The organism is Aquimarina acroporae (genome assembly GCF_023195925.1).
Taxonomy (GTDB): Bacteria; Bacteroidota; Bacteroidia; order Flavobacteriales; family Flavobacteriaceae; genus Aquimarina; species Aquimarina acroporae.
Genome location: NZ_JALPRE010000015.1, coordinates 112,997 through 128,750 on the forward strand (window position 1 = coordinate 112,997; position 15,754 = coordinate 128,750).

11 protein-coding genes are annotated in these 15,754 nt (G+C 35.7%); 3 read left to right on the top strand and 8 right to left on the bottom strand.

The genetic code is table 11. The annotated features are described in order from the left end of the window. The first annotated feature begins 147 nt into the window (after positions 1 to 147). Entirely contained in the window at positions 148 to 6,729 is a 6,582-nt protein-coding gene (locus M0D21_RS19650) for an immunoglobulin-like domain-containing protein (protein ID WP_248332656.1), read from the top strand. 15 nt (positions 6,730 to 6,744) lie between these two features. Further along, positions 6,745 to 7,440, top strand: coding sequence for a fibronectin type III domain-containing protein (locus tag M0D21_RS19655; RefSeq protein ID WP_248332658.1), 696 nt, complete (start codon positions 6,745 to 6,747; stop codon positions 7,438 to 7,440). Positions 7,441 to 7,524: 84 nt separating this feature from the next. Here the strand turns inward: M0D21_RS19655 and M0D21_RS19660 are convergent, their stop codons facing one another. The 3 genes from M0D21_RS19660 to M0D21_RS19670 all read right to left on the bottom strand — a co-directional run bounded on the left by M0D21_RS19660 (position 7,525) and on the right by M0D21_RS19670 (position 9,466). Continuing rightward, positions 7,525 to 8,610 carry a Gfo/Idh/MocA family protein gene (locus tag M0D21_RS19660; RefSeq protein ID WP_248332660.1) on the bottom strand — a complete coding sequence of 362 codons (1,086 nt, stop codon included), beginning with the start codon at positions 8,608 to 8,610 and terminating at the stop codon, positions 7,525 to 7,527. Between the two features lie 83 nt (positions 8,611 to 8,693). Next, a complete protein-coding gene (locus tag M0D21_RS19665) occupies positions 8,694 to 9,059 on the bottom strand; it encodes a cupin domain-containing protein (protein WP_248332662.1) in 366 nt (121 codons plus the stop codon). A 14-nt stretch (positions 9,060 to 9,073) separates the two neighbouring features. After that, on the bottom strand, positions 9,074 to 9,466 hold the full coding sequence (locus tag M0D21_RS19670) for an acyl-CoA thioesterase (protein ID WP_248332664.1): 393 nt from the start codon (positions 9,464 to 9,466) through the stop codon (positions 9,074 to 9,076). Between the two features lie 170 nt (positions 9,467 to 9,636). Between M0D21_RS19670 and M0D21_RS19675 the strand changes: the two genes are divergently transcribed. Further along, positions 9,637 to 9,831, top strand: coding sequence for a hypothetical protein (locus tag M0D21_RS19675; protein WP_248332666.1), 195 nt, complete (start codon positions 9,637 to 9,639; stop codon positions 9,829 to 9,831). Positions 9,832 to 9,922: 91 nt separating this feature from the next. Here the strand turns inward: M0D21_RS19675 and mgtE are convergent, their stop codons facing one another. From mgtE to serS, 5 genes are all read right to left on the bottom strand, one after another. Next, entirely contained in the window at positions 9,923 to 11,272 is a 1,350-nt protein-coding gene (gene mgtE / locus M0D21_RS19680; protein WP_248332668.1) for a magnesium transporter, read from the bottom strand. Positions 11,273 to 11,364: 92 nt separating this feature from the next. Continuing rightward, positions 11,365 to 12,213, bottom strand: coding sequence for a 16S rRNA (adenine(1518)-N(6)/adenine(1519)-N(6))-dimethyltransferase RsmA (gene rsmA, locus M0D21_RS19685; protein WP_248332670.1), 849 nt, complete (start codon positions 12,211 to 12,213; stop codon positions 11,365 to 11,367). Beyond that, a complete protein-coding gene (locus M0D21_RS19690; RefSeq protein ID WP_248332672.1) occupies positions 12,206 to 12,520 on the bottom strand; it encodes a DUF4286 family protein in 315 nt (104 codons plus the stop codon). Before M0D21_RS19690 ends, rsmA begins: the two co-directional genes overlap by 8 nt. 64 nt (positions 12,521 to 12,584) lie before the next feature. Beyond that, positions 12,585 to 14,372 (bottom strand): tetratricopeptide repeat protein, encoded by a 1,788-nt coding sequence (locus M0D21_RS19695; RefSeq protein WP_248332674.1) that lies wholly within the window; start codon positions 14,370 to 14,372, stop codon positions 12,585 to 12,587. Positions 14,373 to 14,430: 58 nt separating this feature from the next. Then, complete coding sequence (gene serS / locus M0D21_RS19700; RefSeq protein ID WP_248332676.1) at positions 14,431 to 15,702, bottom strand: serine--tRNA ligase; 1,272 nt, start codon at positions 15,700 to 15,702, stop codon at positions 14,431 to 14,433. Positions 15,703 to 15,754: the final 52 nt, after the last annotated feature.

Sequence of the window (15,754 nt, forward strand, 5' to 3'; positions counted from 1 at the left end):
CGTAAATTACCATAAATAAAGGGGTTTGCCACTTTTTGCCACCGTTAAAATTTTCTTAAAGAAGGTTTTGGTGTTTATTTTGTCCTCAGTTTGAAGAAGATCGTTTTTGATCGCTTTGAATAGCTTATAAATTCAAAAGCCCCTTGTATGAAAACAAAACTACTCTTTTCGTTTTTCTCCTTATTTACCTTTGTCTTAATTGCTCAGGAAACCTATGTGCCCGATGATGCTTTTGAAGCTTTTTTGGAAGCCAATAGCATGGGTAATGGGATTGCCAATGATGATATGGTATTTACTTCAAGAATAGAAGGTGTTACTGATTTAGATATTTCAGGATTAAGTATCAGTGATGCGACGGGTATTGAAGATTTTATAGCACTACAAAATCTGAACTGTTTTAATAACGCATTGTCTAACATTGACCTTTCACAGAATGTAGCATTACAAATTCTAGCTATAGGCAGAAATAACCTTAATAGTCTAGATCTTTCACAAAATACAGCATTAACTTTTGTAAGTTGTTTACGAAACCAAATTACAAGCTTAAATGTTTCCCAGAATACGATGTTGGAAAGTTTGTATTGTAGTAATAATCAGCTCAACAACCTTGATGTTACTAACAATCCAGCATTAAAAATTCTATCCTGTTATAGCAATTCGTTAGAAAGTTTGGATGTAACGCAAAATTCGTTGTTAGAAGACTTAGATTGTGTCGATAATGATCTAACGAGTTTAGATGTTTCTCAAAATACAGAGTTGTTAGAACTGCAAGCCTACGAGAATGAGTTGACTAGTTTAGATGTTAGCAATAATGTGAAGCTTGTAGAACTGTTTGTCGAAAGTAATCAAATTACCAGTTTAGATCTTTCTAAAAATGTATTGATCGAAGATGTATCCTGTGCATTTAATCAGCTTACCTATTTAAATCTTCGAAATGGAAATAATACGAATTTCAACAATAATGATTTCGATATTCGTAACAATCCAGGATTGACTTGTGTAACGGTTGATGATATTACATATGCTGATGCAAACTTCACAAGAAAAGATGTACAAACAGAGTTTAAGCTATTCTGTTCTGAAACCTATGTGCCCGATGATAATTTTGAAGCGTATCTAGAAACCCATAATGAAACAGGAGGAGTAGTTTCCGTAGGTGATCCAACAAGTATGGGGAACGGTATTGCCAATGATGATTATGTGGGAACAGAAAGAATTCAAAATATTATTACGTTAAACATCTCCAATCAAGGAATTACAAATCTTGCTGGTTTAGAGGGTTTTGCAAGTTTAGAACAGTTGCGAGCATTTGATAATATTATTACTTCAGGAAGTTTAGATGTAACGGCAAATACAAACTTAACAGAAATCTATTGCTCAGACATGGGATTGAATACTGTTAATGTTTCTGGATTAACAAAATTGCAGCGTCTTGAATTTCGTAATAATAACCTATCTAATATTGATGTGAGTTCGAACTCAAACTTAAATTATTTTAATATTGATGGGAATAATTTTACAACAGTCGATGTAAGTGTGAATACTTCTTTATCAGATTTAAGAATTAGAGACAATGTTGTATTTTCTACAATAGATATAACGAACAATACAAACTTAATTAGCTTGTATTTAGGAGGAAATTCCTTAAGAACTTTAGATGTGTCAAATAATACATTATTAGAAACAATTAGCGTTGGTGAGAATCAATTAACAACAATCGATGTGAGTGGGTTAGGCAACTTAACCGATTTATTCGTCGAAGATATGCCAATGTTTACTTCACTAGATGTGACTAGCAATGCAAATCTTGAAGACATTGGAGTTAGTAATACTGGTTTATCTGTTTTAGATGTAAGCACAAACACCAAGTTAATTGAGGTGTATGTAAACAATACAGCTATAGAAGTGTTAGATTTTAGTGCAAGTCCTGATATTGAATATATCGAGTGTCAAAATGGACAATTAACTTCGTTAAATCTTAAAAATGGTAATAACAGTAGCGATATAGAATTATATGCTACCGGAAATGCGAATTTATTTTGTATCCAAGTCGATGACCCTACAGCCAGCTACTTGTCAGGCTGGGAGAAAGATGCAACGGCAAGTTTTAGTGATGATTGTAATTGGACCTATGTGCCCGATGATAGGTTTGAGGATTATTTAGAAACACATGATGCTGATAATAACAATGTAGCTGTTGGAGATCCAACTAGTATGGGAAACGGAATTGCTAACGACAATTTTGTGAAAACAGCAAATATTGAAAATGTTACTGATCTATTTATTGGATTTCAAGGAGTTACAGATGTAACTGGTTTAGAAGATTTCTCCGCACTAGAAGTCGTGTTTCTTTTTAATAATGTATTGACTGATACTGATTTAGATCTTACAGCTAATACAAATTTGAAGAGAATTGAAGCTAGTGCTATGGGATTAACCAGTATTAATATCACAGATTTAACTGCATTAGAGCGGCTAGAGGTATCGCGTAATGACTTAACCACTATTGATCTGTCTACAAATACAGCGCTAAAAGATTTGATTATTTCTACAAATAATTTATCTGGTTTAGATGTAAGTGCCAATGTACTATTAGAAGATTTACAAATTCATGAAACAACCTTAAGTAGTATTGACATAAGTGCTAATGTGAACTTGACTCGAATCATTGCGTCTTTGAATCAGTTTACTACATTAAATATTGAGAATAATATACTATTAGAAGATATAAGGCTAAGCAGAAATCCTCTCACATCAATCGATGTAAGTCATCTTACAAATTTAGAAAAATTAGACCTTGATGAAACGAATGTCGCCTCTGTAGATGTCAGTAATAATGTAAACGTATTAGATTTTAGCGTAACAGATAACGATGATTTAAACTATGTAAATGTTAAGAATGGAAACAATAGTGCTATTACCGATTTTGAAGTAGATGGTTGTCCTAATTTGACTTGTATTGAAGTAGACGACTCAACTGCCGGGTATTTAACAAGTTGGGTAAAGGATGTTACCGCAAGTTTTGCAGAGTTCTGTCGATTTACTAGCATACCAGATGCTAATTTTGAAGCCTATTTGGAAACACATAATGAATTTGGAGGTTCGGTTGCTATAGGAAGCGCAAATAGCTTAGGGAACGGAGTTATTGATGACCATTTAGTCCCTACCGAGAAAATTGAAAATATTCAACTCTTGACTCCTAGAGATGAGGGAATTGAAGATTTTACAGGAATTGAAGATTTTAAAAGTCTGATTCGTTTTTGGATTGACGAAAATCCATTAACCAATACGAGTTTAGACCTCACCAATAATACTTTATTAGAAAGTATCACTGCAGACGATACAAAATTGACAAGTATTGATATTACAGGATTAACCGTGTTAGAAAGTTTAGCCGTGGCAAATAATAGTCTCACCAGTGTAGACATCTCAACCAATACGACTTTACGATTTTTGAATGTAGCAGATAATGATCTCACAAGCTTGGATATAAGTGCCAATGATTTATCAAGTTTGACGGTTATGAACAATAATTTAGGGGCGATAGATATAAGGAATCAGGCTAATTTGACATCATTGTATTGCGAAAATATAGGTATTACTACATTAGATATTCAAAACAATCCATTATTAGAAAATCTGGAATGTGGTAGTAATGCTTTAAGCACCCTCGATGTAACCCATCTTACCGATTTGTTTTACCTGTCTTTTAGTAATACCAGTATAAACGAAATAGATTTAAGTAACAACACCAACTTAAGTAGATTAGAGTGTGATAGTACACCACTTACGTATTTAGATTTAGTGAAACAGAACACTCTGGATAACTTATCTTGTAAAAATGCACAACTTACAGGCTTGAATTTAAGAAGCGGAAACAATGCCGATTTGGATAATATGGATGTTACCGGTAATCCAAGTTTAACGTGTATCGAGGTTGATGATCCATCTGCTGCAGTAATAGCAGGTTGGTTAAAAGATGCTACTGCTACTTATGCAGAGTTTTGTAGAATGACGTATGTGCCAGATGATGCTTTTGAAACGTTCTTAGAAAATCAAGGGTATGGTAATGGAGTAATTGATGATTATGTATATACCGCCTTAGTTGAAGTGTCTGAAGGATTTAATCTACACAATGGTTTGGTTGTAGACATGACTGGTATCGAAGATTTTAGGGATATGTGGTTCCTAGGATGTCGTAACAATACTAATTTGACGAGTATAGATTTAAGTAATAATACGAAACTGAGTGTAATTACTTTAGCAAATAACAATTTAGCGAGTTTAGATCTATCCAATAATGTGCTTCTGGAACAAGTATACCTTGATGGAAATACCAATTTAGGAGATGTAGATATTTCTACACTTACTGCTTTAACCAATTTAAGTGTATCTAATACAGGGATCAATTCCATAGATATTTCTAAGAATCCATTATTAAGACAACTAATCTTAAATGAGAATAATTTTACAGAGTTAGATATATCGGCTTATCCAAATATTTTACAATTACGCGTAGCAAATAACCAATTAACTTCCTTAAACGTAGCGAACGGAAATAACGATAATTTTACCTGGTTTGACGCACAAGGAAATCCTGATTTAACCTGTATTAAAGCTGATAAAGTAGTTCAGTTATATCCAGATATTTGGGAAAAAGATGATACGGCGAATTTTGCGATTTATTGTGACTTGACTTTTGTACCTGATACTAATTTTGAAAATTATTTAGAAACACATGATGCTGATGGAAATGCAGTTGCTCTTGGTGATGCATCTAGTATGGGTAACGGAGTTGCAAATGACAATCAGGTGTATACAGAAAAAATAAATACAGTAGTTGATTTAGATATAAGCAGTCTTGATATTTCAGATTTAACCGGTATTGAAGCCTTTGCTGCGCTGGAATCATTAAATGTTGATTATAACGATTTAACTTCGTTAGACCTAAGCAGTAATACCAACTTAAGAATTTTAGATGCTGCTGAAAATGATTTAACTGAATTAGATTTATCGGTTATCCCAGCTTTAGAAGAAGTAGAATTACGATCTAATAATATAAGCACATTAACTGTAAATAATCCAAATCTAAAAAAACTTAGAGCAAGTAAAAATCCATACACATATTTAGACGTAACTAATTGTCCACAATTAGAAGAACTTTCGGTTACGCAAACATTATTAGTATCACTAGATGTTAGAAATGGAAATAACAATCTAATGACTGATTTTAATGCTAGATTTAATGATGATTTGATATGTATTCAGGTAGATGACCCTACTGCACCATATTTAAGTAGTTGGGAAAAGGATGATACCGCAAGTTTTAATGACGATTGTGTAGCCCCTGTTATTACGTTAACCGGTGCTAATCCACAAGTTGTTGAGCTAGGTACGACTTATACAGAATTAGGAGCTACTACAGATGATGGAAGTGCTGTATTGATCGATGCATCATCAGTAAATAGCAACCAACTTGGCCAGTACACCGTTACCTATAATGCAACAGACGCTTCCGGTAATATGGCTATAGAAGTTACTAGAACGGTGGACGTAGTAGATACGACTGCTCCTGTTATTACTTTAACCGGTGCTAACCCACAAACCATAGAATTAGGTACGACCTATATAGAATTAGGAGCTACTACAGATGATGGCAGTGCTGTATTGATCGATGCATCATCTGTAAATACCAACCAATCGGGTCAGTACACAGTTACCTATAATGCAACTGATGCCTTAGGTAATACTGCCGTACAAGTAACCAGAACAATTGATGTAGTAGATACTACTGCTCCTGTAATAACTTTAATCGGTGCCAATCCGCAAGAGATCGTATTAGGATCTGATTATACAGAGTTGGGAGCAACTACCAATGATGGTAGCGTGGTAAATATCGATACTTCAGATTTTATTGATGCGGTAGGTAGTTATATCATTAGGTATACAGCTAGCGATGCTTCAGGCAATGCTGCAATGGAGGTGACCAGAACGGTTAATGTTGTGAACAGTTGTCCTATCCTAAGTTTACCATCCAATAATTTCACGATTACAACGGCTAGTGAGACTTGTGTAGATAAAGATAATGGTATACTTACTATCGGTGCTGCTACTGCATTAGATTATCATACCACCATTAATGGAGAAGATTATAATTTTACGTCTTTACTTGCGATACATGATTTACCACCTGGTACTTATTCAGTATGTATAGGAGTAGAGGGTTTTAACGGTTGTGAACAATGTTTTGAGGTGGTTATTGAAGAAGCAGAATTACTATCTGGTGTTACTACTGTACAACGCGATGTGGTTGGTACAAAGATGTTGGTAGAGCTTACTACAGGTACCGCACCATTTACGGCAGTGATCAATAATGAGGTAGTAGGTGAATTTGATAGCAAGAGTTTTGCTGTAGATGTTGTTCATGGAGATGTGTTGGAAGTTTCTTCTAGTGTAGATTGCGAAGGGAGCTTATCGAGCAAGGTGAGTTTATTCGATGAATTTAGAATAGCTCCGAATCCTACCAGAGGCGATGTTACGCTATCGGTTCCAGCAACGGCCGTTTCTGAGATGAAGATATCGATTTATAATTCGATAGGAGTAGTAGTTTCTTCTGGGGTGTATGCTGTAGATTCTAGTAGTGTAGTCTTGCCAATGACAAACTTACCACAAGGGATATATCTTATATCGATTGAAGGAGGAGTAACTTTTAAGGTGGTTAAACAATAAAACAGGAGCAGAGCGATGAAAACTATAAGATATTATATAGGATTAGTGATATTAGGATTAATGATTTCCTGTAGTGGCGATGATGATGGAGGCACTCCTTTTTTTACACAGAACAGTGCTCCTGCAGTTCCTGGTTTAGTATTTCCTACCAATAATTTGACCTGTACGAGTATTGCTTTAGAGTTTGTATGGGGTGTTGCTATTGATGTTGATGGAGATTCGGTTAGTTATGATATTGAAATATCAGAAGAGAGTGATTTTAGTACCATTGCATTTACAGCTACGACAACAACGACAGGTAAGGTATTTGATCTTGAGAAAGGGGTTACCTATTACTGGCGGGTAAAGGCCATAGATAGTGAAGGTAATGAGAGTGATTATTCGAGTACTCAATCTTTTTTTACAGAGCCTGAAGCGACGATAAATACACTTCCAGGAGTACCAGAGTTGGTGACTCCGGCCTTAGGGTCGAGGTTATCGGGGAGCCTGGTTACTCTTAGATGGAGTGCTACCGATAGTGATGACGATGCACTATCGTATGATCTGTACTTTGGAGATACAAATCCTCCAGTCTTGTTTGCTGAAAACATTGATGTAAATACCTTCGATGTATCGGTATCTCCGGGTACAGCTTATTACTGGCGAATTGTGGTGAAAGATATTCATCAAAGTGCAACTATAGGTCAGGTATGGAATTTTAGAACAGAGTAAAATTTAAAGGTATAAAACGATTACGGAGGTCAGGGGCCGTAACGTATTTTTCAAGACCCACTTGATCTTCAAGTGGGTTTTCGATTATAAAGTAATGGTTTTATTAAGTTTTGCAGATTTGTAGATCGCTTCTACGATTTTAATATCTTTCATTCCTTCTTCTCCTGGCACCATAACCGGCTTATTTTGTATGATGGCTAGAGCATCATCATCCATTTGTTGTGCTTGTTGATTTTTAATAGGGATATTTAACAATTTACCATTGCTTGCTTTCCCTTGCACTCCGCCATACATCGAAAAAGGAGCTAAAGTATACCAACCTTTTTCACAATCTACATAGAGTTCATGCATAGATTTACCAACGCTGGTTTTTCCGTGAGCTATAGCCCCCGAAGGAAATTCTAATGTAAAGTGAGTAGTTTCGTCCGTTTCAGTAAAAATCTTTGGTCTGGTAGTCATTTGCTTTGCTGAAACCGTAATAGGCTCTTCTCCTGTAGTATATCTGGCAGCGTTAAGGGCATATACGCCTAAGTCATACATGGTGCCGCCTCCCAATTTTGAATTCAAACGCCAACTTCGTGCAGGATTTCCTACGTTATAACCAATTTCTGCTCTCAAAGTTTTTATCGCACCAAAAGGTTTTGTTGTTGCCCAATCTATTATAGTGCGAGTATTGGGTTCATGCTGCATACGGTAGCCTATAGAAAGTTTGACCTTATTCTTTTTACATGCCTCAATGATAGCTTTGCACTCAGCTTCTGTTTTTGCCATGGGTTTTTCGCACCATACATGTTTCCCGGTATTGGCAGCTTCAATAGCATAGGTAGCATGTAAACCCGTGGGTACAACAATGTAAATTACATCAATATCAGGGTTATTAGCGATACGATCTATGGTATCATAACTGTATACGTTTTTATCGGGGATATCATATCTTCTTTGCCACTTTGGTATCTTCCATGGGCTACCGGTAACAATTCCTGTGAGTTTACAATGTTTTGTGAGTTGTAAAGCTGGTGCGAGAATTGAAGTACTGTAATTCCCTAAACCAACCAAACAAACACCAAGCTGTTTTTGATTCGTATTTGCAAATAAATTAGAATAGGGGAGTAGACTATACCCCATTGCTAGTCCAGTAGTGCGAATAAAGTCTCTTCTTTTTAAAGTCATGATAAAAAGATGTAATGGTGAGAATCCTTAAGGTACAATTTATTCTAAGACAACTATGTTGCGAGATTGTTAAATGGTAAGAACTATAGCTCTATATATTTTGAAACGGTTCTTTCACTTTCTACCTCTCCCGTATGTTTGGTACTTGCTTTTTCAAATAAAAGTACATGAACTTCTTCTCCTTCTTTGGTAGAAGGACAGTGTTCAACTCCTTTGGGTACTACAATAAGTTCACCAGGATTAACGGTTACTGTTTTATCTCTGAATTTCATGTGTAAAGTACCTTTAATCACCTGAAAAAGTTCATCTTCATCATCGTGTTTATGCCATATGAAATCTCCAGATAATTTGGCCAAATATACCTGATTATCATCTACCATAGCGATGCGATGAGGATGCCATTGCTTGTCAAATTTTGATAATTTCTCGTTGATATTAATTGCTTCCATAACCAATTTTACTATTATAAAAACAAGGTACTTATTTCATCTGTGATGCGGGTGGGTCTTAACGTTTCTTTATGCAATAGGCACCAGGTTGTTTTGGCCGAAACCAATACTTTGTTGGTTTTTTTATGAAGAATTTTGGTGTGCCTTTCACTTTTCACCCCTCTATGGTTATCGATCCAGGTTTGTAGAATAATTTCATCTTTTTCAAAGGCAGGATGATGATATTCTATATAATGATTTAGAACTACCCAAACATAGGTGTTTCTAATGGCTGAATCGGTTTTTGTTTCCCAGTGTTTTTTAGCCACTTCTTGAACCCATTGAAGATACATTACGTTGTTTACGTGATTCATATCATCGATAGCAGAAGCGGGTACGGTAAGATGATGTTCAAAAATTTCTGGCATTAGTATCTAAGTTTGAATGTGAATAAGACGTGGTACTAAAAGTAAAAAAATAGAACCAAAAATGTGCGATAAAACCTTCTAATCTAAATAATAACTTAAAAAGGTTAAAATTGCTGTAGCCAATTAAAATTAGTTCTAATTTTAAGGTATTAACCAATATTATATTTTACATGAAAACAAATCTTTTGAACATCGAAGGGGTGGCTCAGCTCTCAAGAGCAAGCCAAGGTAAGATCAAGGGGCAAGCTTCTGGAGAAGATCTTTCATTATGCGGTTGCTCGTGTAGTGGGTCTGTAACAGGACCATTCTACTGCAGAAAGTACATTTCTTGTCCTCATGTGTATACTTGTGAAGAAACTTTTTAAGGAGTTTTAATACAAAATATACCGTGTAAAACCTGTTTTACTCAAGCCTGTCTATAGCTGTAGCAGGTTTGAGTACATATCGGGATAGTATTTAAAATCCAAGAATAATTTTGGCGATGTAGAAGAATAGAAAAATTCCAAAAATATCATTACTGGTAGTGATAAAAGGACCCGTAGCAATCGCAGGATCAATCCCTCTTTTATCTAGTACGATGGGTACAAAGGTTCCTATTAAAGCGGCAACAATAATAACACATAGCATAGACAATGCAATAGTTAGACTAAAATCTAGTTCCATTCCTGTTATTGCACCAAATAGAATCACCAATATTCCCAGAGTGACACCACTTATAAGACTTAGGCTTATTTCTTTTACCAATCGATTAAACAAACTTCCTTTAACCACATCATTGGCCAAACCCTGTACAATAATAGCAGACGATTGTACTCCAACATTACCAGCCATAGCGGCAATAAGAGGGGTGAAAAAAAACAGTTCTTTATATTTGGCAAGGGCCTCTTCAAACCCTTCCATAATGAATACACTTCCCAGCCCTCCAAAAAGACCGAGTACTAACCAGGGTAATCTTGCTCTGGTAAGTTCCCAAACGCTATCGTCGGCTTCAACATCTTGCGAAATACCTGCTGCTAACTGGTAATCTTTCTCAGCTTCATCTTTAATAAAATCTACGATATCATCAATAGTTACTCTTCCTACCAATACACCCTCGTGATCTATGACGGGAATAGCTTCTAAATCATATTTCTGCATGATACGAGCCACCTCTTCTCCTTCGGTATCAACACTCACAAAATCTACTTTTGAAATGTAAACATCACTTATATGAGCTTTGGTTGGCGCGGTTAGTAAATCTTTAAGTGAAAGTCGACCCTTTAACCTTTCTTCTTTGTCAACAACATATATAGAATGTACTCGAGTCACATTTTTGGCTTGTCTTCGCATTTCACGAACACATCCTGCCACGGTCCAGGTTTCTTTAACTTTTACCAATTCTTTGGCCATAAGTCCACCGGCTGTATCTTCTTCATAAGAAAGAAGTTCTTTAATATCCTCGGCATGTTTTTCATCTTCAATCTCTGCGATTACCTCTTCTGCCAATTCATTAGGTAATTCTGCTACCACATCGGCAGCGTCATCGGTGTCCATCTCTTCAAGCTCTTCAGCAATTTCTTTTGCTGACAGATTTTCAAGAATACGTTCCCTAAAATCTTCTTCAAGCTCCATTAAAGCTTCAGAAGTCTTCTCGCTATCTAATAATTTAATGAGATATGTGGCCTCAGATAAGTTAAGTTCACTTATAACCTCTGCGATATCTGCAAAGTGAACTTCATTAAGCATATTGTGTAATTGGTCATCACCTTCGGTTTCGATAAGGTGCTTTACCTGTACAATAAGCTCGTCTGAAATCTGAAACGGCATGGGATAGTTTTTTGGTGAACTCTCTACAAACGCACACAAAGATAACCAAACAATTTAATTGGGCTTTAAGACTATGTAAAATGATCGTGTTGTTACGATTTTTCGATAAGAAGAGTGAGCTCTATAAACTCCTCAACCGATAATTGTTCTGGTCTTTTGTTTAGAATATCCAATGCTTTTATAGTATCGGTAAGCTGCAAAGTTTTAAGGCTGTTTCTTAGGGTTTTACGACGTTGACCAAAAGCAGTTTTTACTACTGTAAAAAGTAGTTTTTCACTACATGGGAGCGAATATTCTTTTTTACGAATGAGTCGTAGTACCCCGCTATCCACTTTGGGAGGAGGATTAAATACTCCGGGAGGTACCGTAAATAGATATTCGGCATCATAAAACGCCTGAGTGAGTACCGATAAAATACCATAGGCCTTACTACCAGGTTTTTCGCAAATACGCTGTGCCACTTCTTTTTGAAACATTCCTGTAAACTCAGGAATACGATCACGATGTTCCAATGTTTTAAAAACAATTTGGGAAGAAATGTTATATGGGAAATTACCGGTTATGGCAAATTGCTCTTCACTAAAAAGCGTATCTAAGTTGTATCTTAAAAAATCGGCTTCTAATACTTGAAAAGAGATGCTTTTTCTTTCAGATGCTGCATGTTCTAAACGAAAAGTAGTGTTGAGGTACTCGATCGATTCATTGTCGAGATCCATGGCCACAACATTGAGTTCTTTCTCAAGAATATATTTGGTAAGAACCCCCATACCAGGGCCAATTTCGATAACATTGGTATACCCAGTTTGGGTAAGAGTATCTCCAATTTTTCTGGCGATGTTTTCATCTTTCAAAAAATGCTGCCCAAGATGCTTTTTGGCTTTTACGGCAGTTTTTTCTGATCTAGAAGAGTTATCCTCCTTATATTTTTTGTGTTTAGCCATTTTGCTCGCTAACAATTTCTAATTCTGTTCTAAAAGCGACAAATTTACCTGCGAAACGTTGGGATTCTGCCCTAAGTCGATCGGCATCTTCACTATAATATTGCTGTAAAGTCTCTTTGCTACTTGTGGTGTATTGAACAGAGTAGGTAATACCTCCCATTTCTTCGTTTACCAATACTTTGGTCATTAACGCTTTACTAAATTTTCCTGTCGCCAACATATCGGGGATATGTTCTTTTCGCATCCAGTGTAGCCACTCTTCATGAACCGTTTCTTCAATATTTATAGTAACGTTGTAAATATACATCTCTGTGATTTTTAAGGAGGCAAAGGTAATAAACAAACCTCGTTTTGGTTATACCACAACTATACTAATTTATAGCATCTCCTCTTAGGGTTCGATATTTTTTTCGGGCTTCAACAAAATAAATACTGTCTGCATGGTTAAAAATTATTTTTTCATACAGTTCTTTTGCTTTTTCGGGTTCTCCCAATTGATTAACATACAATTCGGCTAACCAATAATAAGCATCATCGGCCAATATATCGTATTCGAAAAACTCTAAGATTTTTAGGTAATTTACTTTGGCTTTTTCAAAATCTTTTTCTTTTTCATATAGCTTAGCTTGTCGTAAAAAAGTTTCGTCTTCAATCTTTTCCCCTCTATGATTATCGAGAATCTTTTGATACATAGCGATAGCCTCTTGGTTTTTATTCTGAAAGGCCAGTAAATCGGCTTTGGCAAATATCTTAAGTGCAGTTTGTGTAGAATCTTCAAGAGAGTTATCACTTATAATAAGACTTAACTCCATGGCATCATTTGCGATCAATTGCGAAGTAGAAGATTTTAAAACATCCAATTGCGTTTGTGCCCAAGAGAAATCGCCTTTATAATAGCTTGTTTTTGCTACTTTGAATCTTGCATCTTGTGCAAGGAAATTATTTTTTAATACATTCTGAACCTGAGTATAATAGATAAGAGCCTTGTTGAATTTTTGATCTAAAACCAAAATATCGGCGATTTTCATTTTTACTCTCGATGATTGAAACCTGGATAAACGTTCTCTCTTTATCAGATCTTGCAGAAAGGTTATCGATTCTTGTTTTTTATCTTGATTAAAGGCCAGAAAATGAGCATAATCAATTTGTAAACCTATAGTTTCTCTAGATTTGCCGTATTCATTAAATACAGCATTATACTGTTCTACGATATTATCATATTCCTTTTTATTTCCTTCGTCTACTTTTGCTTTTAGTATGATCTTATGTGCGGTAAGTTTCATGTCTTTAGAAGCCGAGGTTTCTAAAATGTAATCAAGAATCTCGGTAGCAGATTTAATATCTTTTTCTGAAATAGCAATTCTGGCTAAATTTATAATACCCTGCGGACTTTCATCTTTTCGTTTATAAATAGCTTTTTCATGCACAAACGCTTTTTTGAACTCTTTTTGTTGAACAAAGAGCCAGCTCAGCATTTCATTATATAAAATATCTGGGTTTTGCTGAAGCCTTTTGATCAGCAACTTCTTAAAAATAACATTGGCTTCATTTGAAGAATCTTCGGTGATATAATCGCTAAAATTACGCTGTACAACATTAATGTAATTAGGCTGTAGTTGCAGTAAGGATAAATAGCTCGAGAACATTTTCTCCAACTTGCCTTGCTCGCCATAAATTTTGGCTAGTTGTACATTAAAATTGGACCTGGGATTGTCTTGCATCCCTTTTTCATAAATCAAAGCAGCTTGGTCTAGAAGATTATATTTTTCAAAGGTTTGAGCAAGAGAATAGGCATGATTCACATCGGTATTGCTATATGTTTCTACAGCTTTGTCGTAGTATATTTTTGCTTGATCTGCTTTTCCTTGTACCTCATAATGATGCCCCAATTCAACAAGTAATTGAGCATTATTGGGTACTTGGCTTATTCGTTTTTTTAATACACCTTCGGCCTCTTCAAATTGTTCTAACTGCTGATGTGACTCTACCAATCCCAACACATAATTCATACGATTCGGGTTCTTATCGTAGAGTTTTTGATAAATGATTAATGCCTTTTCATATTGCCCTTGCTGCATATAGTTCTTAGCCAGCTGCTCAGATTGGGAGAACGCTGAAAAAGATATAAATAGAGCAATATAGATAAAGAAAAAGCGCATTTTGCAAGTTTTTTTGTAAATATAGCAAAATACGCTTTAGCGATATGTTATAGATAGCCTAATCTATGTATTCGAATCCACAGTAAGGGACCAAAACATCAGGGATTTTAATTCCTTTTGGAGTTTGATAGTTTTCTAAAATACCAGCAATAACTCTTGGTAATGCCAATGAGCTTCCGTTTAAGGTGTGAGCCAATTGTTTTTTACCATTATTATCTTTAAAACGTAGTTTTAAACGGTTAGCTTGATAGGATTCAAAGTTTGACACAGAACTGATTTCTAACCAACGATCCTGTGCCGTAGAAAATACTTCAAAATCATAAGTAAGTGCAGAAGTAAATCCAATGTCTCCACCGCAAAGTCTTAATATACGATATGGTAACTTTAGTTCTCTCAAAATTCCTTTTACATGCTCCACCATTCCATCTAGAGCCTTATATGAATTTTCAGGAGTTTCGATACGCACAATTTCTACCTTATCAAATTGATGCAAACGGTTTAAACCTCTTACATGAGCACCATAAGATCCAGCTTCTCTCCTAAAACAAGGGGTATACCCAGTACAACAAATCGGGAGATCATTTTCTTTCAATAATTCATCTCTAAACATATTGGTAACAGGAACTTCTGCCGTAGGGATAAGATATAAATCGTCTCCTGTAACATGATACATTTGCCCTTCTTTGTCTGGCAATTGTCCTGTTCCGTATCCAGAGGCTTCATTAACCAAATGTGGAACCTGATATTCTTTGTAACCCGCCTCAGCATTCTTATCTAAAAAGTAACTTATTAATGCTCGCTGCAGCCGCGCACCTTTACCTTTAAACACAGGAAATCCTGCACCTGTTATTTTTACCCCAAGCTCAAAATCGATAATATCATATTTCTTAGCCAATTCCCAATGTGGTAAAGCTCCTTCTTCCAAAGCTGGGATGTCACCTTCTTTAAAAACTTCTTCATTGTCTTCATCACTTTGGCCATCAGGAACAGAAGGGTGAGGGATATTGGGAACGGTATATAAAAGTTCAGAAAGTTCGTTTTGTATATTGGTCAACTCCGAAGAAAGCTCTTTAGAAGTTTCTTTAAGCTGTGCTGTTTTTTCTTTTAATAGGTTTGCTTTTTGTTGTTCTCCATTTTTGAACAACATTCCAATCTCTTTAGAGAATTTGTTCGAATCGGCAAGGGTATTATCCAATTTTGCTTGTGTTGCACGACGATTCTCATCAAGAGTAATAATTTGATCCAAAACAGGAGCGGCATCAACATTACGTTTTGCCAACGCTTTGATATATTCCTCTTTATTTTCAATGATTTGTGATACTACTAACATGATATCTTTTTTGAGCGGAATATTCCTGTAGGCAAGGTTACCGCAATGAAGG